General features: G+C 64.6%; 17 protein-coding genes and 3 tRNA genes. 16 read left to right on the forward strand and 4 right to left on the reverse strand.

The window, feature by feature from the left end:
• Position 1: 1 nt before the first annotated feature.
• Genes cysT through AC1Q5A_RS06950 form a run of 3 tightly spaced genes read left to right on the forward strand, consistent with a single transcriptional unit; the run spans position 2 to position 2811 of the window.
• Complete coding sequence (gene cysT / locus AC1Q5A_RS06940; protein WP_492699592.1) at positions 2–826, forward strand: sulfate ABC transporter permease subunit CysT; 825 nt, start codon at positions 2–4, stop codon at positions 824–826.
• Positions 823–1686 (forward strand): sulfate ABC transporter permease subunit CysW, encoded by an 864-nt coding sequence (gene cysW / locus AC1Q5A_RS06945; RefSeq protein ID WP_492699594.1) that lies wholly within the window; start codon positions 823–825, stop codon positions 1684–1686. Before cysT ends, cysW begins: the two co-directional genes overlap by 4 nt.
• 9 nt (positions 1687–1695) lie before the next feature.
• Positions 1696–2811 (forward strand): sulfate/molybdate ABC transporter ATP-binding protein, encoded by a 1116-nt coding sequence (locus AC1Q5A_RS06950; protein WP_492699596.1) that lies wholly within the window; start codon positions 1696–1698, stop codon positions 2809–2811.
• 289 nt (positions 2812–3100) lie between these two features.
• Here AC1Q5A_RS06950 and AC1Q5A_RS06955 read toward each other — a convergent pair whose 3' ends face one another.
• Positions 3101–3271: a hypothetical protein gene (locus AC1Q5A_RS06955; RefSeq protein WP_492699598.1), complete on the reverse strand. Its 171-nt coding sequence runs from the start codon at positions 3269–3271 to the stop codon at positions 3101–3103.
• A gap of 110 nt (positions 3272–3381) precedes the next feature.
• On the opposite strand from AC1Q5A_RS06955, the gene tnpA reads away from it, so the two are divergent.
• Entirely contained in the window at positions 3382–3813 is a 432-nt protein-coding gene (tnpA, locus tag AC1Q5A_RS06960) for an IS200/IS605 family transposase (protein ID WP_492699600.1), read from the forward strand.
• 455 nt (positions 3814–4268) lie between these two features.
• Here tnpA and AC1Q5A_RS06965 read toward each other — a convergent pair whose 3' ends face one another.
• Positions 4269–5348 carry a YncE family protein gene (locus AC1Q5A_RS06965; RefSeq protein ID WP_492699602.1) on the reverse strand — a complete coding sequence of 360 codons (1080 nt, stop codon included), beginning with the start codon at positions 5346–5348 and terminating at the stop codon, positions 4269–4271.
• A 359-nt stretch (positions 5349–5707) separates the two neighbouring features.
• Here AC1Q5A_RS06965 and AC1Q5A_RS06970 point away from each other — a divergent pair, with 359 nt between their 5' ends.
• The 12 genes from AC1Q5A_RS06970 (at position 5708) to AC1Q5A_RS07025 (ending at position 20140) form a co-directional block, all read left to right on the forward strand.
• Positions 5708–8344, forward strand: a complete 2637-nt coding sequence (locus AC1Q5A_RS06970; RefSeq protein ID WP_492699706.1) for a TonB-dependent receptor — start codon at positions 5708–5710, stop codon at positions 8342–8344.
• A gap of 95 nt (positions 8345–8439) precedes the next feature.
• A complete protein-coding gene (locus tag AC1Q5A_RS06975) occupies positions 8440–9132 on the forward strand; it encodes a response regulator transcription factor (RefSeq protein ID WP_492699603.1) in 693 nt (230 codons plus the stop codon).
• Positions 9129–10508, forward strand: coding sequence for a sensor histidine kinase (locus tag AC1Q5A_RS06980; protein ID WP_492699605.1), 1380 nt, complete (start codon positions 9129–9131; stop codon positions 10506–10508). Before AC1Q5A_RS06975 ends, AC1Q5A_RS06980 begins: the two co-directional genes overlap by 4 nt.
• A gap of 599 nt (positions 10509–11107) precedes the next feature.
• Positions 11108–11192: transfer RNA gene (locus tag AC1Q5A_RS06985), tRNA-Leu, on the forward strand.
• A 92-nt stretch (positions 11193–11284) separates the two neighbouring features.
• Positions 11285–12577 (forward strand): trigger factor, encoded by a 1293-nt coding sequence (gene tig / locus AC1Q5A_RS06990; RefSeq protein ID WP_492699607.1) that lies wholly within the window; start codon positions 11285–11287, stop codon positions 12575–12577.
• 38 nt (positions 12578–12615) lie between these two features.
• Entirely contained in the window at positions 12616–13245 is a 630-nt protein-coding gene (clpP, locus tag AC1Q5A_RS06995; RefSeq protein WP_114340930.1) for an ATP-dependent Clp endopeptidase proteolytic subunit ClpP, read from the forward strand.
• Positions 13246–13354: 109 nt separating this feature from the next.
• Complete coding sequence (gene clpX, locus AC1Q5A_RS07000; protein WP_492699609.1) at positions 13355–14647, forward strand: ATP-dependent Clp protease ATP-binding subunit ClpX; 1293 nt, start codon at positions 13355–13357, stop codon at positions 14645–14647.
• A 173-nt stretch (positions 14648–14820) separates the two neighbouring features.
• Positions 14821–17295 carry an endopeptidase La gene (gene lon, locus AC1Q5A_RS07005; protein WP_492699611.1) on the forward strand — a complete coding sequence of 825 codons (2475 nt, stop codon included), beginning with the start codon at positions 14821–14823 and terminating at the stop codon, positions 17293–17295.
• A gap of 348 nt (positions 17296–17643) precedes the next feature.
• Positions 17644–17916, forward strand: a complete 273-nt coding sequence (locus AC1Q5A_RS07010; protein ID WP_007511239.1) for an HU family DNA-binding protein — start codon at positions 17644–17646, stop codon at positions 17914–17916.
• Positions 17917–17935: 19 nt separating this feature from the next.
• Positions 17936–18010, forward strand: a tRNA-Val gene (locus tag AC1Q5A_RS07015).
• Positions 18011–18019: 9 nt separating this feature from the next.
• A tRNA-Asp gene (locus tag AC1Q5A_RS07020) sits at positions 18020–18096 on the forward strand.
• Between the two features lie 142 nt (positions 18097–18238).
• Positions 18239–20140, forward strand: coding sequence for a SurA N-terminal domain-containing protein (locus tag AC1Q5A_RS07025; protein WP_492699613.1), 1902 nt, complete (start codon positions 18239–18241; stop codon positions 20138–20140).
• Positions 20141–20215: 75 nt separating this feature from the next.
• On the opposite strand, the gene AC1Q5A_RS07030 is transcribed toward AC1Q5A_RS07025, so the two are convergent.
• Together AC1Q5A_RS07030 and gloB are read right to left on the reverse strand one after the other, a co-directional pair.
• Positions 20216–21376, reverse strand: a complete 1161-nt coding sequence (locus tag AC1Q5A_RS07030) for a transglycosylase SLT domain-containing protein (RefSeq protein ID WP_492699615.1) — start codon at positions 21374–21376, stop codon at positions 20216–20218.
• Positions 21373–22137 carry a hydroxyacylglutathione hydrolase gene (gene gloB, locus AC1Q5A_RS07035; protein WP_492699617.1) on the reverse strand — a complete coding sequence of 255 codons (765 nt, stop codon included), beginning with the start codon at positions 22135–22137 and terminating at the stop codon, positions 21373–21375. The genes AC1Q5A_RS07030 and gloB overlap by 4 nt, the downstream gene beginning before the upstream one ends.
• Positions 22138–22177: the final 40 nt, after the last annotated feature.

Here is a 22177-nt window from a genome sequence, read left to right on the forward strand (position 1 = left end):
CATGCGCCGTCGCGTGCTTCCAGGCTTCGGCCTCAGCCTCGGGTACGCGTTGGCGTACCTGGGGCTGATCGTGCTGCTGCCCCTGGCCGCGTTGGTATGGAAGGCCAGCGGCACCGGTCTGCAGGGCATGGTGCATCTGCTCGCCGCTCCGCGCACGCTCGCTGCACTCAAGCTCAGCTTCGGGGGCGCGCTGGCGGCCGCGCTGATCAACGTGGTGGTCGGCTTGCTTGTTGGCTGGGCACTGGTGCGCTATCGATTCCCAGGGCGGCGCCTGCTGGATGCGCTGATCGACCTGCCGTTCGCCTTGCCCACCGCCGTTGCCGGCATTGCGCTGACCGCGCTCTATGCGCCGAACGGCTGGCTTGGGCGCTGGCTGGAGCCCCTGGGCATCAAGGTCGCCTACACCCCGTGGGGCGTGCTTCTGGCCATGGTGTTCGTCGGGTTTCCGTTCGTGGTGCGCACGCTGGAGCCGGTGCTCCAGTCCCTGGAGCGTGATGTGGAGGAGGCTGCCGAAAGTCTGGGTGCGACGCGCTGGCAGACCTTTACGCGGGTGATCCTGCCACTGCTGATACCAACGCTTCTCACCGGCTTTGCCCTGGCACTGGCGAGAGCGGTCGGCGAATACGGCTCGGTGATCTTCATCGCCGGAAACATTCCTATGCGCTCGGAAATTGTACCGCTGCTAATCGTGCAGAAACTCGAGGAATTCGACTACGCCGGCGCCGCTGCGCTGGGCGTGGTGATGCTGGCGTTTTCATTCCTGCTTTTGGTGCTGGTTGCGCTACTGCAGCGTTGGAGCCGGCGCTGGGCGGAGCGCGCCGCATGAATGCTCCGCGTCATAGCCCCCGGAGGGGCACAGGTCGTCGGCTCGGCCATGCGCTCATTATTGTGTCCGCAAGCCTATTTCTGGGCGTCTTCCTACTTCTGCCGCTTGCCTCGGTGTTCGTCGAGGCCTTTCGCCAAGGCGTGCACGCCTATCTGACCAGCCTGCACCAGCCAGAGGCGTTGGCAGCCATCCGGCTAACCCTGCTGGTGGCGGTAATCGCGGTGCCGCTCAACCTGGTGTTCGGCGTCGCCGCGGCCTGGGCGATGACCCGCTTCGAGTTCCGCGGCAAGGCGGCACTGGGCGCACTGATCGATTTGCCGTTCTCGGTCTCGCCGGTGATCTCGGGCCTGATCTATGTGCTGTTGTTCGGTGCTCAGGGCTGGTTTGGTCCGTGGCTGGTTGCACACGGCATTCGGGTGATCTTCGCCGTGCCGGGCCTGGTGCTGGCCACCGTGTTCATCACGCTACCCTTCGTGGCGCGCGAGCTGATTCCGCTGATGCAGGCGCAAGGCAGCGAGGAGGAAGAGGCCGCTCGCGTCCTAGGTGCCAACGGGTGGCAGCTGTTCTTACGCGTGACATTGCCGAACATCCGTTGGGCACTGCTGTACGGCGTATTGCTCTGCAATGCCCGCGCGATGGGCGAGTTCGGCGCGGTATCGGTGGTCTCGGGTCATATCCGTGGCCTCACCACCACGCTGCCGCTGGAAGTGGAGATGCGCTACAACGAATACGACTATGTTGGTGCCTTCGCGGTCGCCTCTTTGCTGGCTCTGCTGGCCCTGCTCACCTTGGCCCTGAAGGCCCTGCTCGAATGGCGTTACCGGGGCGAACTCGCCGCGCATGCGCCGGGCGGCCACTGAGACCACGCCATGTCGCTAGTCATCGATAACCTCAGCCGCCGCTTTGCCGATTTCGCCGCACTCGACGACGTCAGCCTGCACTTGGCGCCCGGGGAATTTCTGGCCCTGCTCGGTCCATCCGGCTCGGGCAAGACCACACTCCTTCGCATCCTTGCCGGCCTCGACTATCCGGATGAGGGCAATGTGCGCCAGGGGAATCGCGACTTTCTGGCGGCAGGAGCCCGCGATCGCAATGTCGGACTGGTATTCCAGCATTACGCGCTGTTCCGTCACTTGACTGTGCGTGAAAATGTCGCCTTCGGCCTTCGGGTCAGGCCGCGCCGTACACGGCCGTCCAAGGCGCAGATCCGTGAACGCGTGGAGCGCCTGCTCAAACGCGTCCAGCTCGAGGATTTCGGCGATCGCTACCCCACCCAGCTCTCGGGTGGCCAGCGCCAACGGGTCGCTCTGGCGCGGGCCTTGGCCGTGGAGCCCGAACTGCTCTTGCTGGATGAGCCGTTCGGTGCGCTGGACGCGCAGGTTCGCGTGGCGCTCCGCCGCTGGCTGCGCGAATTGCACGAGGAACTGGGTCTCACCACGGTGTTCGTCACCCATGATCAGGAAGAGGCGCTGGAGCTGGCCGACCGCATCGCTGTAATGAATCGGGGACGCATCGAACAAGTCGGGACGCCGCAGGCCATCTATCAGGACCCGGCCACCCCTTTCGTGTGCGAGTTCATCGGACGGACCAATCGCATCCCGCTGAATCGCGTCCGCGAGGGTTGGGCTGCCGGTGACTGGCCGTTGGCGATGGATCCCTGGGGCGGGCGTTATCAGCACGCAGTGGCTTACGTGCGGCCGGAGCATCTGGTTTTGGTCGTGCCGGAGGGGCAACCGGCATGGAGCGCGCGGTTGCGGCACGTCTATCCAGCGGGAAGCGTGACCCACCTCGATCTGCAGGTTGCCGAGATCGATCTCAGCCTGGAGGTCGACGTCGCCAGCGAAGACATTGCTCGTTGGGGCTGGCAATCCGGCGCCATCTTGCGTGTCGCACCCCAACAACTGGTTGCGTTTCCGATCGAGAGCGACGCGGGCACTACGGTAGTCCGCGATCGCTGGACCTGGCGCCCACCCGACCTCTGTTGAAGCGCAAGACCTCCCCATGAACCGCGATCCGGCCAAGCGCCGGATCGCGCGGGACGGCGTGCACCTGCGTCGGCCCGTCGACGGCTGCAGCTTCACGCTGCGGCGTGGCAGGTGCCACCAGAAAAGGGAAACCCCATGAAAAGACGACACTGATGGCCGCCTTGGCGATGGCGACCCCGGCCGTGGCAAACGCTACCGGCGCTGCGGCGGGCAGCCACGACTTCACGAGCAACTGGCCGACTCACTATGTGTTCGACGATGGCACCGATCTGGGCCTCACGCTCAAGTATCAGTACGACGTCGATCGCTTCTCCATGGTGTCACGCACGATCCAGTCCTTAACGTGCGACGGTGTGGGCTCGGCGATCAGTCGGTGGCCGTCCCACTGGATGAAGTCGAGGCTCTTTACCAGGGCAGTGGTGAGCTGGACCTTGATGGTCTCGCGCTTGGCTGCGGACACCTTCTTAATACCTGAGGAAATCCCCCGGCTCTGCCGGGGGACTCCGAGGGTTTGACCTATACAGCGGTCGTTGTGAATCTGGAATCTCGACCAAGAGATGAGGATTCACGATGAAAGAGTATCAGAGTCTTAGTCACACCCGTTGGGACTGCATGTATCACGTGGTGTACATCCCGAAGCGTCGCAAGAAGCGGATTTTTGGGCAGCTTCGACGGCATTTGGGCGAGATATTTCATGAGCTGGCGGAGCAACGGGGCTGTCAGATTGTGGAAGGCCACCTGATGACGGATCACGTGCATATGTGCATCAGTATTCCGCCGAAGTATTCGGTCGCGAGTGTGGTGGGTTACCTGAAAGGGAAGAGTGCGATCACCATCGCGCGGCGGTTCGGAGGACGCAAGCGGAACTTCACCGGGGAAGTGTTCTGGGCACGGGGCTACTTCGTATCGACGGTGGGGTTGGACGAAGCGATGGTGCGTGCATACATCAGAAACCAGGAGCAGGAAGACGAGCGATACGACCAGATGAAACTGGGCGTATGACCAGCCGCCTTGGGCGGCTCCAGATTTGAGGCACCTTTGAGGTGCTCACCCATAAAGCCCCCGGCTCGGCCGGGGGATACTTACTTGTTAGGGGGCAGGCCATGGCTCCCCTATGGCTCCCCACATGGCTTCCCACGGGGCTTCCCGTGGCTCTTCATGGCTCCCCCCGGGATTTTCCCCTTGGCCTCCATGTCGCCCCTATGTCGCCCCTGTTGGGCGCTTCGCTAACCTGACCCGAGCCCAAGCGCGCCCCTGCAGCTGCCAGGGACGCGCGCGATGAGGGCCTGGGCGATCTGCCCGACCACCTTTGGCTGCGGCGCCGACGTCCCCCCCGCTTTGAGTAGCGGGACGGTTTAGAGTCCGGGGGGTGGGTCACTGGAAGGCTTGGGTTACGCATTCGCTTCCACCCAACCCTCCTCGTCACTATTCACGCGGTTGCGAGGCAGCTGGCCCGTCTACTTGCTTCCGAACACTTCAACGCAGCCGTTGGCGCACCCTTTTATGCCGCTGTTGGCAGCCACTGGCACGAACACTTGGCCGCTGCGTGGATCGGCTGCCACCGAGTGGGCTCCGTTTCCGCTCGGCAGGTTGCGCAGCCAAGCGTTGTGCCGAGCATCGACGACGCCCACCACCGGCCCGCCGGTATTGGCGACGGCGGCCAAGTAGTAGTAGCCCGAGCCGTTGTCATACCAGACTTCGTCCGAGCCGCCGACCTGAGGAATCCGTGCAACGAGCTTGCGTGCATGCAGATCGACGATCAGCGAGCGTGGCGCGAAGCCGGCGGCGATGGCGTCGTCGCTGCATCCGACCAGCAGTTGGTTGTTCGGCCCCAGGGCCAAGCCGGCCGGCATGCACTGCTGCACGTGGATCGTGTCCACCAGGCGATGCATCCTGGGGTCGATCACGGCGATGCCGCCGTCAGCCTTGCGATGGTCCAGCACCGGGATGGAAAGGTAGACCAATCCGTCGCCCGGGTTCCATACCGGCTGCTCCAGTCCGTCGGTGGCCTGCGGGAACGACAGCTTGCCGACGATGCGATGTCCGGGCGCGGTGGAGACGAAACTGATGAAGGGTGGGGCGTCGTCGTTGTTGGCGGCAATCACTACCTGTTCGTGCGGATCGTAGGCGAGCTCATCGACTCGGCTCTTACCGCCCGTGTCGATAGTGGCAACGATCTTGTGCGAACGGATGTCCACAACCTGAAGCTTGCTGTCGCCATCACCAGCCCAGAATTGGTCGTCTCCGACATCGACCAGGCCATTGGGGCCGCCGCGTGAAAAACCGACGACACGTCCGGCGAAGTGATCGGTGTGAGCGTTGATCAGATCCACCGCGCGGTTGGATCGGTCGGTAAAGCCGTAAATGCCTTGCGCAGCCGAAAACGCACTGATGTCGAAGCGCTTGAGCGGTTGCCCTGGTATGGCAATGGTCGTGATCAGATGCAACGTTGCGGAATGCGGGGTTTGTATAGCTTGAGCTATCAATGAAGTGGCCGAAGCGGCCAAGACGAGCGTGGCAAAAAACAGCTTTCGCATGGTGGTTGTCCTGAGGTTCGATGAAAGGAAAATCTGTTGTTCGGAGGGGCACGTCTTGCGCAGAGGTGCCCTGCATTGGGGCGATCCTGAACCGTGCCGTCAGGATGAGACGCCAACCTTAGACTCTGCTGATCAAGCAGTACCTTCGGACGTTGCCATGCGTTTCCTGCTGTTTTGCATGGTGGCGAAAATGATCCCGTTCGTTCCTTACGGATCGGTATGCGATCGGCAATCTCCATGTCACTTCGCGCGCCTAGGTTTGAAGAAATCAGTCATGCGCTCGCCTGCGGGCCAGCGAACGACACGCACTTTCTTCAATCGGGACGCCGTCGATGCACAATACGAAGTTACACAAGGCCATGCTCAGCGTCACCGCCCTCGCAGGCATCGGGGCGTTTGGCGTACCTACGCATGTTTTTGCCTTTGCGCTGGCCGCTTCGGGCAAACCGACCGCCGTCAGCGATGCGAAGCCGGATACGACCGGAGGCAAGAACGCCACTGCGGAAACGCGTAAACCCGTCAAGAACCTGCAAGGTGTGCATGTCGTGGCCCCGCGCACGTCCGCCGAGGTTGCGCGCTACACACAGCAGTACGCCCCCAACCTGATCAACATCCGCACGGAAGAGCAGATTCGGGCGCTGCCGGACGCCAGCGTCGCCGAAGCCGTCCGCCGCATTCCCGGCATCTCACTGGAAACGGACGAAGGCGAGGGGCGCTATGTCAACATCCGCGGCTTCGATGCGGACCTGAACAGCACCACCTACGCCGGCGTCCGTCTGCTGCCGACCAACAACGCCTCGCCGTTCGGCGGCTACCGCGGCGTCGCGCTGGATTCCATCCCGGTCGGCTTCATCGGCGCGGTCAAGGTCACCAAATCGAACCTGCCCAGCCAGGATGCCGAAGCGCTGGGTGGCACGATCGAGGTGCTGCCGAAGACCGCTCCTGCGGAACAGGGCAGTTTCTTCGAGGGGAATGCCGGCGTGGGTTACGAGCCGCTGCGCGGTACGCCCGTCACCGATTTCTCGCTGACCGGCGGCGGCCGCTACGGCCCGTTCTCCATCATGCTGACCGCATCCAGCCACATCGATTCGCGCGGCATCGACGACCTCGAACCCGCCTATTTCGACGATACGGCGCATCCCTACCAGGCAGTGAGTGACATCGAGCAGCGCGACTACGAGTTGCATCGTCGCCGCCACGGCTACGCCATCGACGTCGGCTACCAGCCGGATGGCGATGACCAGTGGTACCTGCGTGCCTTCGACGCCGGCTACACCGAACGCTACAAGCGCCAGTTCATGGACATCCTGCCGGACGGCAACACCACGATGCAGGCGGACGGTAGCCTGCTGGATACCCTGACCGTCCCGGGCACCATCACCAAGTCGTTACGCGACGAGCAGGAAACCTCACGCGAGCGGTTCTACATGCTCGGCGGCGAGAACACCCTGGACATCCTGGGCGGCACCACGATCGACTACCACGCCGCCTATGTCGAGGGCACTTACAAGAAGCCCTTCGACTACAACTCCACGTTCACCTACAACCCGCCTTCCGCCGCCGCCGCGACGATCTCCTACGGCAACAGCGGGCCGGGGCACGTTCCGCTTTACACGATATCGGGCGCACCGGGCTATCTCGATCCGGCCAACTACACGCTGAGCAGTCTTGGCAACAGCACGGCCTACAATTTCGATCGCGAAATGTCGTACGCCGTCAATTCGAAGACACCCGTTGAATGGGGCAGCCTGACCGACCAAGATCTTAAGTTCGGACTGAGCGCACGGCAGCGTCATAAGCGGACGACTGCGCAGCCGTACACGCTCACGCCTACTGCGCTTCCGCTCACCGCAGTCTCCTCTGGCGTCTACGAGACTTACTACGACGGCCACTACCAGAACGGCGTGGATATCGCCCCCGGCGCATTGCAGCACATCTTCGGCCAGGGCGTGATCGCCCCCGGCGACGTGATCAGCAACGAGCAGCAGTACCTCGACGCGCACGAAGACATCTACGCTGCCTACGGTGAATACTCCGGCACCTTGGGCAACCTGGGGATACTCGGCGGCATCCGCTTCGAGGAGACGCGCGACCGCAGCAACGCATTCTCGGCCGGCAACGATGCTGCCGGCAATCCGTTCGCCTATCCGATCAGCACCACTCACAGCTACCACAACTTCTTCCCCAGCCTGCAGTTCCGCTACGAACTCTCGTCCGACCTGATCCTGCGCGCCGCCTATTCCTCGACAGTCGCCCGGCCCGGCTTCAACCAGGCTAATCCGGCGTTGGCGATCGACGTGGGCTCGGGCATCGTCACCACCGGCAATCCGTCCCTGAAACCCTCTACGGCGAACAGCTTCGACTTCGACATCGAGAAATACCTGCCGGAGGGCGGCATCCTGTCCGCAGGCGTCTTCGACAAGGAAATCTCCGACTACATCGTCCCGATCGAGACGACGCAGACACTTCCCAACAACAACCTGTATCCGGGCAACCCGCAGCCGTTCCGCATCTTCACCTTCAAGAACATCAGCTCCTCCTACGCACGCGGCCTGGAGCTGAACTGGCGGCAGCCGTTCCGCAACCTGCCGGGCTGGCTAGCCGGACTGGGTGCGGCGGCGAACTACACCTGGGTCGATTCGCGCATCCAGATCCGGCCCGGCGAGTATTCGCTGCTGCCGTCGACCTCGCGTAACACCTGGAACGCCATGCTGTTCTACAAGCGCGCCGGGCTCTCGCTGAACCTTGCGGCCTACTCGGTGTCGGCCGATCTGTTCGGCATCGGTACCGGCCGTTCCAGTGACATCTACAACGCCAGCCGCACCTCGATGGATTTCAGCGCGAGCTACCAGTTCCCGGAGAACTGGTCCATCTACTTCCAGGCCAGGAACCTGCTCAACACGCCGCATGCGTTCTATCAGGGCAGCCCGGACCGGCCGATCCAGCGAGAGTTCTATGGGCGGACCTATCTCACGGGAGTCCGTTTCGAGTTCTGACCGCAAGCGGCACACAGGCCGACGCCGTCATCGGATTGACACGTGTTTCTGGGGTAGTGCCATCGGATCGAGCGGTGCCGCCGAGGTAGCCACGCATGGACATCTTGCTGATCGAGGACGATGCCGAGACCCGCGGCTACGTGGCCGGGGGGCTGCGCGAGCTTGGCCATGCCATCGACCAGGCCGGCGACGGCCTGGTCGGCCTGCGCCGCGCACGCGAAGGGCACTATCAAGTGCTGGTGGTCGACCGCATGCTGCCCCGCATGGACGGACTCAGCCTGCTGCAGGCGCTGCGCGAGGCCGGCATCAGCACGCCGGTGCTGATGCTGACGGCGCTCGGCGAAGTGGATGCGCGGGTCGAAGGCATCGAGGCGGGCGCCGACGACTACCTCGCCAAACCGTTCGCGTTCGCCGAACTGGTCGCGCGCGTCGGCGCATTGGCGCGCCGCCGGCCGCTGGCCAGCCCCGCTGTGGTCCAGCTGCGTGTGGCGGACCTGGAAATGGACCTGCTCGAGCGCGAGGTGCGCCGCGGCGGCAAGCTGATCGAGCTTCAGCCCCGCGAATTCCGTCTGCTCGAATACCTGATGCGCCATGCCGGCGAACTGGTGACACGGACAATGCTGCTGGAGCAGGTGTGGGAATACCACTTCGATCCGCAGACCAGCGTGGTGGAGACCCATATCAGCCGCCTGCGCGGCAAGATCGACCGTGGGTTCGCCGGAGGCGAGTTGCTCGGCACGCTGCGCGGCGCCGGCTACGTGCTGCGCACGGCACCGGAGCACCCATGACCGGCGCCGGTCCCGCGCCGACCCGCGCGCACCTGCTGCGCAGTTCAGCCTTCCGGCTCGCCGCCCTGCAGGCAGGTCTGTTCGCGCTGATCGCTCTGGTGCTGTTCGCGATCACCTGGTGGTCGGTGCGCGGTTACGTCGAAGCGCAGGTGCAGCGCGCGATCGGCGACGAATTCAGGGAGATCACCGCGATGCCGGCCGGTGGTCGCGCCGCGGCGATCGCCGGCATGGTCGCACAGGCGCCGCAGGGGCCGCTCTACTACGGATTGTTCAACAGCGACGGGCAACGCATGGCGGGCGACCTGCCGCACGCGCCGGTCCGTGCCGGCTGGAGCACGCTGACGAAGGACATGCCATCCGGTCGTGAGTTGCACATGCTGGTTCGCGCAGCCCGGCTCGACGACGGTCGGGTGCTGGTGGTGGGACGCGACCGGCGCAGCGCTGACAAGCTGGACGCGCTGCTGCAGGAGGCCTTCCTGTGGGCCGGCGTCGCATCGGTGTTCCTGGCGCTGCTGGGTGGCGTATTCACCGCACGCAGTTACCTGCGACGCGTCGAGGCGGTCGCCACGGCCGCCGCGCGCATCGCCGCCGGCGATCTCGGCGCGCGCGTCTCAGGCAGCGGCCGCGGCGACGAGTTCGATCGCCTGGCGCAGGCGCTGAACGGCATGCTGGAGCGCATACAGACCCTGATGGAAGGCATGCGGCAGGTTTCCAACGATATTGCGCATGACCTGCGCACGCCACTGGCTCACCTGCGTCAGCGCCTGGAGTTGGCCACCCGCACCGCGGCGGATACCGCTGCTTTCCGCGCGGCGGCCGAGCGTGCACTGGCCGATGTCGATGATGTGCTGGCGACGTTCGCCGCTCTGCTGCGGATCGCCCAGATCGAAAGCCGCCAGCGCCGCGCCGGCTTCGCCACGGTGGATCTGTCTGGGCTGCTCGACAGCCTCGCCGGCGACTATGCGCCGCTGCTGGAGGACCAGGGACGGGCGCTGCGCTCGAACCTCGCCCGCGGCGTCCGCATCCTCGGCGACCGTGCGCTGCTTACGCAGATGCTCGCCAACTTGATCGAGAACGTTCTACGCCACACGCCGCCGGGTACGCCGGTCGCGCTCACCCTGGATCGGCAACCAGACGGCTGCCGCATCACCCTCGACGACGCCGGCCCAGGCATTCCCGTGGAGGCGCGCGGCCGTGTGACCGGCCGATTCGTGCGGCTCGACGCCGCGCGGAGCACACCCGGCAGCGGGCTGGGGCTGGCGCTGGTCGCCGCCGTGGCCGATCTGCATGGTGCCACGCTCGCGTTCGGCAATGCCGCCCCCGGCCTGCGCGTGCAACTGGATTTCCCGTTGTCGGGTGAACCCGGCGGGGGCTAGGGGCATCTCGGAGTGACTAGGGCAGCGGTGAGCTGGACCTTGATGGTCTCGCGCTTGGCTGCGGACACCTTCTTAATAGGGGCGTTTTCGAACCGGAGGAGGGCTGGGAAGGAGCGCGACAACCGTATCTCGACCGCTGTTTCATGGCTCCGGTATGGCTCTCCCCAGTTGTGTGTCTTGCCACCTCTTGGCCCTTTGAGCAGGGTGGCAAAATGGCGTGGTTGAGCCATTTCTGCCCATGGAGTGAGCCACGCCAAGCCCCAAATAATTTGTTGTTTTTTCTCTTAATCAATTGGTCGAAGGTTCGAATCCTTCACGGCCCACCAATCTGGCAAAACGCCGGTCGCATGCGATCGGCGTTTTGCTTTTTGTGCCGCGCGGCACGAGGGCAACCTGCTGCAGTCCAGAGCTGTGCGGCGACCGCGGCCATGCGCTTGTGCTGCACCGTGGGGCGACCGTAAAATGGTCCGCTTTCGTATAAGGGAATCATCGACTTAGACGGGCGCGACCGACAGGGCCGGGCTTCTGCCGGATTCTTCCGGCGGGTGGCAATCGGGTTGGGAATCCTGTAGTTACGTACGTCTGGTGGGGATGGCGAGGCGAAAGTGGCGGAATTGGTAGACGCACCAGATTTAGGTTCTGGCGGTTAACCCCGTGGGGGTTCGAGTCCCCCCTTTCGCACCATGTCCCGCTGGTTTCCTTAGTTTTTGCAGGCGACCGTTGTCGCCAGGGCCCCTGTAGCGGGCCCACAACATCAGGTAGTACCAGGAGACGTCATGCAGGTTTCGGTTGAGAACATCGGCACGCTCGAGCGCAAGCTCACGGTGAAGTTTCCGGCGGAGCGGTTCGAGACGCAGGTGAGCGCGCGCATCGCGGAGATGGGCCGCACGGTCCGTCTGAAGGGCTTCCGCCCGGGCAAGGTGCCGACGACGGTGATCAAGCAGCGTTTCGGCGACCAGGTGCGCGGCGAGGTGTTGTCCGAGCTGATCGGCACCACCCTGCGCGAGGCGGTGCAGCAGGAGAAGCTGCAGCCGATCGCGAATCCGGCCATCGACACCACCGGCAAGCCGGAGAACGGCGAGATCGCCTACACCGCGACGTTCGAGATCATGCCGGAGTTCCCCGAGATCGATGTCGCCGGCCTCGAGATCACCCGCCCGGTGGCGGTGGTGACCGATGCCGACATCGACAAGATGCTGGAAACCCTGCGCCAGCAGCGCCGCAGCTTCGACGAGGTGCATCGCGCTTCGGCCGAGGGTGATTTCGTGATGTTCGAGTACTCGGCCGAAGCCGGCGACTACCGCTTCCCGGCCGAGGGCCTGGAGCGTGCCGGGAGCGTGCTGGGTTCGGGCACCCTGTTCAAGGCGCTCGACGAAGCCCTGGCCGGCCGCAAGGCCGGCGACGATTTCGATGCCGAGATCGCCTTCCCGGAGGATTTCCGCAACGAACAGCTGGCGGGCAAGACCGCCAAGGCCGGCTTCCGGATCATCAAGGTGCAGGAACCGACGCTGCCGGCGGTGGATGCCGACTTCGCCAAGCTGTTCGGCATTGCCGACGGCGATCTGGAGGCGTTCCGCAAGGAAGTCCGTGCGAACCTCGAGCGGGAGTTGAAGGCGGCGCTGATGGGCCGCCTGAAGTCCGAGGTCGCCGAAAAGCTGGCCGACGCGCACGCCGCGCTGGACGTGCCGCGGCAGATGGTGCAGTCCGAGGCGCGCAACCTGGCCGCCGGCAGCGTGCCGCAGGGCCAGCAGCCGCCCCCGCAGCTGATCGATGCGGCGATGCCGATCGCGCGCAAGCGGGTGATCGCCGGCCTGCTGATGGGCGAAATCGCCCGCAATCGCGAGATCAAGATCGACCGCAAGCGCGTGGCCGAGCAGCTGGCGGCGATCGCCTCGACCTACGAGGAGCCCGAGAAGGTCATTGAACTCTACAACGGCGACCCCCAACTGATGTCCGGGCTGCAGAATCGCGTAATGGAAGACCAGGTGGCGGAGTGGGTGGCGGAGCATGCCAGGACCACCCAGCAGGACCTGAGCTTCGACGACGTGATGCGCCCGGTCAACGCCTGAGCGATTCCGCCAGGCCCATCAAGCGGAGAGCTGCAAACATGGCCATGGATCCGATCCAGAACCTCAATTTGGTACCGATGGTCGTCGAGCAGACCGCTCGCGGCGAGCGCTCTTATGACATCTACTCGCGCCTGCTGAAGGAGCGGGTGATCTTCCTGGTGGGCGAGGTCAACGACCAGGTCGCCAACCTGATCGTTGCGCAGATGCTGTTCCTGGAGTCGGAGAACCCGGACAAGGACATCAACTTCTACATCAACAGCCCGGGTGGCGCGGTCACCGCCGGCCTGGCGATCTACGACACCATGCAGTTCATCAAGCCGAACGTCAGCACCATGTGCATCGGCCAGGCCTGCAGCATGGGCTCGTTCCTGTTGATGGCCGGCGCCAAGGGCAAGCGTTTCGCCCTGCCGAACTCGCGCATCATGATCCACCAGCCTTCCGGCGGCGCGCAGGGCCAGGCCACCGACATCGAGATCCAGGCGCGCGAGATCCTGTATATCCGCGAACGCCTGAACAAGCTGTATGTCCAGCACACCGGACAGCCGCTGGAGAAGATCGAGCAGGACATGGAGCGTGACCGCTTCATGAGCCCGGTCGACGCCAAGGCTTACGGGTTGATCGACGAGGTGCTCGACAAACGGGCCGGCGAAACGGTGAAATCGGCCTGATTTCCGGGCCGGACCCCAGGGTTGCGGGAAGGGCTCCGCGTCTGCCTGCAGACGCGGAGCCCTGTGCTATTCTCGCCACGCACACAGATTTACCAGCGGGATCGAAAGTATGAGCGACGACCGGCAGGGGCGTTCCAGCGACAGCGGCAAGATTCTCTATTGCTCGTTCTGCGGCAAGAGCCAGCATGAAGTGCGCAAGCTGATCGCGGGTCCGTCCGTGTTCATCTGCGACGAGTGCGTGGAGCTGTGCAACGACATCATCCGTGAGGAGCTGGAGGAAAAGGCGGCTTCCGGCCGTACCCAGCTGCCCAAGCCCAAGGAGATCCGCGAATCGCTGGACCAGTACGTGGTGGGCCAGACCCGCGCCAAGAAGGCGCTGGCGGTGGCGGTATACAACCATTACAAGCGGATCGAGTCGCGCCAGAAGAGCGACGACATCGAACTGGGCAAATCCAATATCCTGCTGATCGGCCCGACCGGTTCGGGCAAGACGCTGCTGGCGGAAACGCTGGCGCGCCTGCTCAACGTGCCGTTCACGATCGCCGACGCCACCACGCTGACCGAAGCCGGCTACGTGGGCGAGGACGTCGAGAACATTATCCAGAAGCTGCTGCAGAAATGTGACTACGACGTCGAAAAGGCGCAGTCAGGCATCGTCTACATCGACGAGATCGACAAGATCTCGCGCAAGAGCGAGAACCCGTCGATCACCCGCGACGTATCCGGCGAAGGCGTGCAGCAGGCGCTGCTGAAACTGATCGAGGGCACGCTGGCCTCGGTGCCGCCGCAAGGCGGGCGCAAGCATCCGCAGCAGGAATTCCTGCAGGTCGACACCAAGAACATCCTGTTCATCTGCGGTGGCGCGTTCGCCGGCCTGGAAAAGGTCATCCAGCAGCGTTCCGAGAACACCAGCATCGGTTTTTCGGCCGAGGTGCGCAGCAAGGAGCGCACCGAGAACCTGGGCAAGGTGCTGGCCGACGTGGAACCGGCCGACCTGGTGCGCTTCGGGCTGATCCCGGAATTCGTCGGGCGCCTGCCGGTGGTGGCCACGCTGGACGAACTGGACGAGACGGCGTTGGTGAAGATCCTCACCGAACCGAAGAACGCGGTCACCAAGCAGTTCAAGCGGCTGTTCGAGATGGAGGAGGTGGAGCTGGAATTCCGCCCCGAGGCGCTGCAGGCGATCGCCCGCAAGGCGCTGAAGCGCAAGACCGGCGCACGCGGCCTGCGCACCATCCTGGAGCAGGTGCTGCTGGACACGATGTATGAGCTGCCTTCGCTGGAACACGTCAGCAAGGTGGTGGTGGATGACGCGGTCATCGAAGGCCAGGCCGAGCCCTATCTGATCTATCGCGGCAGCCTGCAGCAGCGTGTTGCCGGCGATAGCGGCGACGCGGCCTGACCGTTCGCTCCGACTGTCGCGACGACGGCTCCGGCGGATTCGCCGGGGCCGTTTTGTTTTCGGCGGCCTGCATGCCTTGAGTCGGCATCCGGCCGCCTCCACTTGACGAGTTGAGACGCCCGGCGCAGTGTCGGGACGCACCCAGATCCGAATTCCGAGGGACCCTTTTCCCCATGGCCAAGAACGCCCCCCTTCCTGTCGTGCTGGACGCTCTGCCGGTGTTGCCGTTGCGCGACGTGGTGGTCTATCCGCACATGGTCATCCCGCTGTTTGTCGGTCGTGACAAGTCCATGCGCGCACTGGAGCGCGCGATGGAGGGCGAGCGCCAGATCCTGCTGGTCGCGCAGAAAAGCCCGGACATCGACGACCCGGAGGCCTCCGACCTCCACCATGTCGGCACGCTGGCCGGTGTGCTGCAGCTGCTGAAACTCCCCGACGGCACGGTCAAGGTGCTGGTCGAGGGCCAGTCGCGCGTGGCGATCGAGGATTTCCAGGAAGAAGGCGGCATGCTGACCGCCCGTTCGCGCGTGATCGAGCCGGTCTACAACACCAAGGAACGTGAGCTCGACGTGGTCTCGCGCACGCTGATCTCGCTGTTCGAACAGCTGGTCAAGCAGAGCCGCAAGCTGCCGCCGGAGGTGCTGGCCAGCCTGTCCGGGATCGACGATCCCTCACGCGTGGCCGATTCCATCGCCGCGCACCTGTCCGTGCGCATGGCCGACAAGCAGAAGGTGCTGGAGACCGCCGACGTCGGCCAGCGGCTGGAATTGCTGATCGGCCTGGTCGACGGGGAGATGGATCTGCAGCAGGTGGAGAAGCGCATCCGCGGCCGGGTCAAGTCGCAGATGGAGAAGAGCCAGCGCGAGTACTACCTCAACGAGCAGATGAAGGCGATCCAGAAGGAGCTGGGCGACAGCGAGGATGGCCCGAACGAGATCGAGGAGCTGCAGAAGAAGATCGAGAGTTCCGGCATGCCCAAGGCCGTGCTGACCAAGGCGCGGCAGGAGTTCGGCAAGCTCAAGCAGATGTCGCCGATGTCGGCCGAGGCCACCGTGGTGCGCAATTACCTCGACTGGCTGATCGGCGTGCCGTGGAAGAAGCGCAGCAAGGTGCGCAAGGACCTGCAACTGGCCCAGGAAGTGCTCGACGCCGATCACTTCGGCCTGGAAAAGGTCAAGGACCGCATCCTCGAGTACCTGGCCGTGCAGCAGCGCGTATCCGTGATGAAGGGGCCGATCCTGTGCCTGGTCGGCCCGCCCGGCGTGGGCAAGACCTCGCTGGGGCAGTCGATCGCCAAGGCCACCAACCGGAAATTCGTGCGCATGAGCCTGGGTGGCGTGCGCGACGAGGCCGAGATCCGCGGGCATCGGCGCACCTACATCGGCTCGATGCCCGGGCGCATCGTGCAGAACATCAACAAGGTTGGCACCAGGAATCCGCTGTTCGTGCTGGACGAGATCGACAAGATGTCGATGGACTTCCGCGGCGATCCGTCGTCCGCGCTGCTGGAGGTGCTCGACCCGGAGCAGAACCACGCATTCAACGACCACTACCTCGAGGTCGACCTGGACCTGTCCGAGGTGATGTGGATCGCCACCGCGAATTCGCTGAACATCCCCGGTCCGTTGCTGGATCGCATGGAGGTCATCCGCATCCCCGGCTATACCGAGGACGAGAAGCTCGGCATCGCGCAGAAGTACCTGCTGAAGAAGCAGCTCAAGGCGAATGGTCTCAAGCCGGAGGAACTCAGCGTCACCGGCGACGCCCTGCGCGACATCGTGCGCTACTACACGCGCGAGTCGGGCGTGCGCAACCTGGAGCGCGAGATTTCCAAGATCTGCCGCAAGGTGGTCAAGGAGTTGGCCCTGGGCCAGGTGAAGCAGGGCAAGACGAAGGCGGCGTCGGCTAGGGTGGGCAAAGCCAAGGCGAAGGCCGTTCCCGGCAGCGTCAAGGTGGATTCGGCCAACCTCGACCATTACCTGGGCGTGCGCCGTTTCGATTTCGGCCGCAAGGAGCTGCAGAACGAAGTGGGCCTGGTCACCGGGCTGGCCTGGACCCAGGTCGGCGGCGAGCTGCTCAGCATCGAGGCCTCGGTGGTGGCAGGCAAGGGCCGGCTGGTGCATACTGGCCAGCTCGGCGACGTCATGAAGGAGTCGATCCAGGCCGCGCTGTCGGTGGTGCGCGCGCGCGCCGACCGGCTGGGCATCGACCCTGAGTTCCACCAGAAATTCGACATCCACGTGCACGTGCCCGAGGGCGCCACGCCGAAGGACGGCCCCAGCGCCGGCATCGGCATGTGCACCGCGCTGGTGTCCGCACTGACCAAGGTACCGGTGCGCTCCGAGGTGGCGATGACCGGTGAGATCACCCTGCGCGGACGCGTGCTGCCGATCGGCGGTCTCAAGGAAAAACTGCTGGCGGCGCATCGCGGTGGCATCACTGCGGTGATCATTCCGGAGGACAACAAGAAGGACCTGGCCGACATGCCGGCCAACATCACCTCGTCGCTGGAGATCCATCCGGTGCGCTGGATCGATGAAGTGCTGGACATAGCGCTGGAGCATCCGCTGCGGCCGAATCCGGCCCAGGCGGAGACACCGGCCGCGGTGACTGGCGAATCGTCGGAAGCGCATTCGCTCACGCATTGACCCGGTTGGGTCGTTGCTGGCCGTACCCGCATGAACCTGTCCTGCTCCGGCAGGGCAGGTTCTGCCGTTTTCGCCGCGGGTCGGCGAAGTTCCGACCTAGTCTTCCGTTACCCGTTTTGCAAGCGGTTTCGCATGCCGCGAATCTTCCGGAAACGTTGCTGTGGCTTGTGTTGCGGATTCCGGCAGGGCACTGGTATAAAGGCTGTACCGCAATCTCGGCGTTACTTCATTCAGCGCAGCGATGCGGGGTTGCGTTACGGCGTTAGTCACGAGCCAGCCATCCATGCCGTCGTTGTCTCGTCCTCGCGGACGACTGCGTCAGGCGAAATCGAACAAGGGAGTTTTTCAATGAATAAAACCGATCTGATCAATGCCATCGCCGAGAAGGCCGAGCTGACCAAGGCCGATGCGGGCCGCGCGCTCGAAGCCTTTTTCGAGACCGTGCAGAAGTCGTTGAAGAAGGGCGAGGATGTCTCGGTGGTTGGTTTCGGCACGTTCACTGTGCGCAAGCGCGCCGCACGTACCGGCCGCAATCCGCGCACCAATGAAGCGATCAAGATCAAGGCCTCGAAAGTGCCTGCGTTCAAGGCTGGCAAGACTCTCAAGGATGCCCTAAACTAAGCGGCTAACGCTTGGTTTCGGGTGCTTAGCTCAGCGGTAGAGCGCCGCCCTTACAAGGCGACGGTCGTAGGTTCGATCCCTACAGCACCCACCAGAAAAATGCGGAGTGGTAGTTCAGTCGGTTAGAATGCTGGCCTGTCACGCCGGAGGTCGCGGGTTCGAGTCCCGTCCACTCCGCCACAGTTCGCAAGGGCGCCCGAGTGGCGCCCTCGTCATTTGAGCGGCGCGTGTCCGTATCCTGTATCGGACGGAGGCAGGCCGGCGCGGTGGCACCGCGCGCCACGCGCTTCATGCGGCTTCACCATCTTGCGGGAAGATTTCAATGCTGCAGGCAATGCGAAACAAGATGCACGGCTGGCCGTCCATCATTGTTCTGGGGCTCGCTGTTCTGGCGATGTCGCTGTTCGGCATGGAGAGCTACTTCACGTCGCGCGACAGCTCGTACGTGGCGAAGGTCGGCAAGCACGATATCGACCAGCGCGCTTTCCAGGATCGGGTCAACCAGCTGCGGCAGCAGGCCAGCGCCGAGCAGGGCGAGCATTTCGATTCCAGCATTTTCGAGAAGCCCGAGACCAAGCATCGCATCCTGGACGGGATGATCGACGAGCAATTGCTGCTGCAGGCCAATACCGATTGGGGACTGCGGGTATCGGACCTGGCCATGCGTGACTACATTGCCGCGATCCCGGCGTTCCAGCTCAACGGCCAGTTCGACGGCACCAGCTACCGCGCCTGGCTGACCAGCCAGCGCAAGACGCCGGGGATGTTCGAGGACGAGGTCCGCTCGTCGCTGGCCGTCCAGTTGCTGCCGTCGGCGATCAACGACAGCACCATCGTCGGCAACGCGCAGATCGACCGCTTCCTTGGCTTGCTGACCCAGCGTCGTGACCTGCGCTACTTCCAGTTGCCGCGCCCCGCACTGGCCGACAGCGCGGTCGGCGATGCCGAGATCGCGGCCTGGTACAAGGCGCACCAGGCCGACTACATGAACCCCGAGCAGGTCTCGGTGAAGTACATCGAGGTCAACGGCGCCGAGCTGCCGCTGGCGGCCGCGCCGGACGATGTGGAACTGAAGAAGCGCTATGCGAACGAAAAGCAGCGTTTCGTGCAGCCGGAACAGCGGCTCGCCTCGCACATTCTGGTCGACGTGCCGGCCAATGCCACGCCGGAGCAGCAGAAGGCCGCGTTGGCCAAGGCCGAAAAGATCGCGGCGGAAGTCAATCCGGGCAACTTCGCCAAGCTGGCCGAACAGGATTCGCAGGATCTGGGCTCGCGGCGCCAGGGCGGCGACCTTGGCTGGCTGGAAAAAGGCGTGACCAGCGCGGCCTTCGACTCCGCGTTGTTCGCCTTGCAGAAGGGGCAGATTTCCAAGCCGGTGCTGTCGACGGACGGCTATCACATCATCTGGCTGCGCGACCTCCGCAGCGGTGAATCCAAGCCGTTCGAGGAAGTGCGCGAACAGCTGGTGAAGGAAGCCACCGCGGCCGAGCGCGACCGCACGTACAACGAAGTCGCGGGCAAGATGTCCGACAACACCTACCAGAATCCGACCTCGCTGGAACCGGCCTCGGTGGCGTTGAAGCTGCCGATCAAGGCCACTGCGTTGTTCTCGCGCAAGGGCGGCGAAGGCCTGGCGGCGAATTCCAAGGTGATCGCCGCGGCCTTCAGCGACGACGTGCTGGTACAGGGCAACAATTCCAATCTGATCGATCTGGGCAACAATCACTCGGTGGTGATCCACGTCGACCAGCACGTGCCGGCGGTGGTCAAGCCGCTGGCCGAGGTCCGCAACGACGTGCGGCAGAAGATCATCGACGAGCGCATCGCCGGCGTCGAGCAGAAGCAGGCGGATGAAGCGCTGGCGCGTTTGCGCAAGGGCGTATCGATGGAGGACGTGGCGAAGTCGCTGAATGCCAGCGTCACCACGGCCAACGAAGTGGTTCGCCAGGGCCAGATGCCGGCGCCGCTGCTGACGCAGGCGTTCCTGCTGCCGCATCCAGCGGCGGGCAAGCCGCAGTACGCCGTGGTGGACATGCAGGACGGCAGCTATGTGCTGCTGGCCGTGGACAAGGTGCAGGACGGTGACCTGTCCAAGGTGCCGGCGGAACAGCGCGACGCCCTGCGCCAGCAGATGACCCAGGCCTATGGCTACGAGGCGACGCGCGAGCTGATCGGCCAGCTGAGGGCCAAGACCGAGATCAAGGTCAACGAGAAGCTGATGTAGGCATGCCGCGTCGTCGGCATAGCGGAACGAAGGGGCGGCCATGGCCGCCCCTTCGTTCGAGCGCGCGGCGCAGGATCAGTTCGTCGCGCTGACCTGCAACACCTGGCCGGGCTTGAGCGCCTGCCCCTGCAACCGGTTCCAGCGCTGCAACTGGCCGACGCCCACAGCATAGTCGCGTGCGATCTGCCACAGGCTGTCGCCGCGCTTGACGGTATGGGTCCTTGGCGCCGTTTGTGTGCCCGCGGGGCCTTGGCCGCCGCTGGAGACGTCGCCGGCCTGCGCCGGCATGGCCTCGCGGAATTGCTTGGCATGGCTGGCGGGCAGCAGCAGGTAGGAGGCAGCGCCGGCGTCGATCGTGTTGCCGCGGAACGCGGGGTTGAGCTGCTTCAGCGCATCCGCCGGCATGCCGGCGTGGTCGGCGGCCTGCGTGATCGGCATGGAATGCGGAATGACCGTCTTCACCAGATGTTCCTGCTCAGGCAGGCTCGGCAGGCTCACATTGAAGCGTGCCGGCTCGCGCACCACGCAGGCGATGGCCAGCAGCTTGGCCAGGTGCTCGCGGGTGACCTTGCGCACCGGCCAATCCGGAATCACCGGCCGCTCCGCCGGCATGCCGTGGCTGCGAACGATCCCGCGCACGCTGAATTCCCCGACGTTATAGGCATAGTCCGCCACGCGCCAGTCGTGGAACTGGTCGTGGTACCGCTCCAGTAATTTCATCACCGCATGGGTAGCAGCAGGAACGTCCAGGCGGCCGTCATACCGGCCGTCGACGCGCAAGCCCATGGCGCCGGCCGTCACCGGCATCAACTGCCACATGCCGGCCGAACGGTGCCGCTTGCCGGTTGGAGCCGGATGGAAATGGCTTTCCACCCAGGGCAGCAGCACGAATTCACCGGCGACGTCGTACTGGTCGGCTACCTGTTGCACATAGGCCAGGTGCGGCAAGGCGGCCCGCAATTGGCTCTCGAACTGCTTCGGGTTGCGCGTATAGCGCGAGGCCCAGGCCATGATTGCGGGGTCGGCATCGCAGTCGGCCATGGCGAAGCTGCCGCGCAGTCGCTCCCAGACGTCGGCCTGCGCTGCCGGTGCGGGCACGGACTTGGCGGTCGGTTCGCCGCTGACGGCTGTTGCTGGCGAGCTTTCAACCGCAGGCTGCTTCGGCGAAGGCATGCTGGCGCACGCGCCAAGCAGGATCGTCAGCAGCGGCGGCAGGCATCGCAGAGGCTTTCTCATCCGTGGAATCCATCCTTGGCGGAGCGTACCGCGGCGAACCGGGCGACCCGGTCATCGCCGCTGGCATGCCGTCGGCACCATTCGGCGACTTCGCTGCCGTCGACACGCAGAAACGGATTCGTGGCCAGCTCGTCGGCGAGGCGCACCGGCAGGGTGGGACGGTGTTCCGCACGCAGGCGAGCGACCTCCCGCAGCCGTCGCCGCAGCTCGGGATTGGCCGGCTCGACGGTGCTGGCGAAGCGGCCATTCGCCTCGGTGTACTCATGGCCGCCACAGACCAGGGTCTCGCCTGGCAACTGCGACAGGCGATCCAGCGAGGTGAGCATCTGCGCCGGCGTGCCTTCGAACAGGCGGCCGCAGCCCAGGCTGAACAGGGTGTCTCCGCACAGCAGCAGACCGGCGCCGGCGTAGGCGATGTGACTGAGGGTGTGGCCGGGGATGGTCATCACCTCGAAGCGCACGGAAGGCGCGGCCAGTTCGACCCGGTCGCCGTCGCGCACCCGCACGGTCGCCTCGCCGATGCGTTCGTCGACGGGGGCGTATACCGGCACGTCGTGGTGCGCGCGCAGCGCCGGAACGCCGCCAATATGGTCGTGGTGATGATGGGTCAGCAGGATCGCCCGCAATTGCAGCCTGCGCTCGGTCAGCGCGCGCTCGACCACGGCGGCATCGCCCGGATCGACGACGACGGCGTTGCCGGCTTCGTCGTGCAACAGCCAGATGTAGTTGTCGGCCAGGGCCGGTAACGGGACAAGGTGCAAGGCGGGCTCCGCTGCGTTCGAGGAACATCCGGACGGAATC

This window comes from Rhodanobacter sp. GW835-FHT13D09, from assembly GCF_058793995.1.

Excerpts from the sequence above, each read along its gene's own strand:
- AC1Q5A_RS06975 (WP_492699603.1), top strand. The coding sequence starts at position 8,440 with ATGGACATCTTGCTGATCGAGGACGATGCCGAGACCCGCGGCTACGTG.
- cysT (WP_492699592.1), top strand. The coding sequence starts at position 2 with ATGCGCCGTCGCGTGCTTCCAGGCTTCGGCCTCAGCCTCGGGTACGCG.
- cysW (WP_492699594.1), top strand. The coding sequence starts at position 823 with ATGAATGCTCCGCGTCATAGCCCCCGGAGGGGCACAGGTCGTCGGCTC.
- clpX (WP_492699609.1), top strand. The coding sequence starts at position 13,355 with ATGAGCGACGACCGGCAGGGGCGTTCCAGCGACAGCGGCAAGATTCTC.
- AC1Q5A_RS06970 (WP_492699706.1), top strand. The coding sequence starts at position 5,708 with ATGCTCAGCGTCACCGCCCTCGCAGGCATCGGGGCGTTTGGCGTACCT.
- tnpA (WP_492699600.1), top strand. The coding sequence starts at position 3,382 with ATGAAAGAGTATCAGAGTCTTAGTCACACCCGTTGGGACTGCATGTAT.
- AC1Q5A_RS07030 (WP_492699615.1), bottom strand. The coding sequence starts at position 21,376 with ATGAGAAAGCCTCTGCGATGCCTGCCGCCGCTGCTGACGATCCTGCTT.
- AC1Q5A_RS07010 (WP_007511239.1), top strand. The coding sequence starts at position 17,644 with ATGAATAAAACCGATCTGATCAATGCCATCGCCGAGAAGGCCGAGCTG.
- AC1Q5A_RS07025 (WP_492699613.1), top strand. The coding sequence starts at position 18,239 with ATGCTGCAGGCAATGCGAAACAAGATGCACGGCTGGCCGTCCATCATT.
- AC1Q5A_RS06980 (WP_492699605.1), top strand. The coding sequence starts at position 9,129 with ATGACCGGCGCCGGTCCCGCGCCGACCCGCGCGCACCTGCTGCGCAGT.
- lon (WP_492699611.1), top strand. The coding sequence starts at position 14,821 with ATGGCCAAGAACGCCCCCCTTCCTGTCGTGCTGGACGCTCTGCCGGTG.
- tig (WP_492699607.1), top strand. The coding sequence starts at position 11,285 with ATGCAGGTTTCGGTTGAGAACATCGGCACGCTCGAGCGCAAGCTCACG.
- AC1Q5A_RS06965 (WP_492699602.1), bottom strand. The coding sequence starts at position 5,348 with ATGCGAAAGCTGTTTTTTGCCACGCTCGTCTTGGCCGCTTCGGCCACT.
- AC1Q5A_RS06950 (WP_492699596.1), top strand. The coding sequence starts at position 1,696 with ATGTCGCTAGTCATCGATAACCTCAGCCGCCGCTTTGCCGATTTCGCC.
- clpP (WP_114340930.1), top strand. The coding sequence starts at position 12,616 with ATGGCCATGGATCCGATCCAGAACCTCAATTTGGTACCGATGGTCGTC.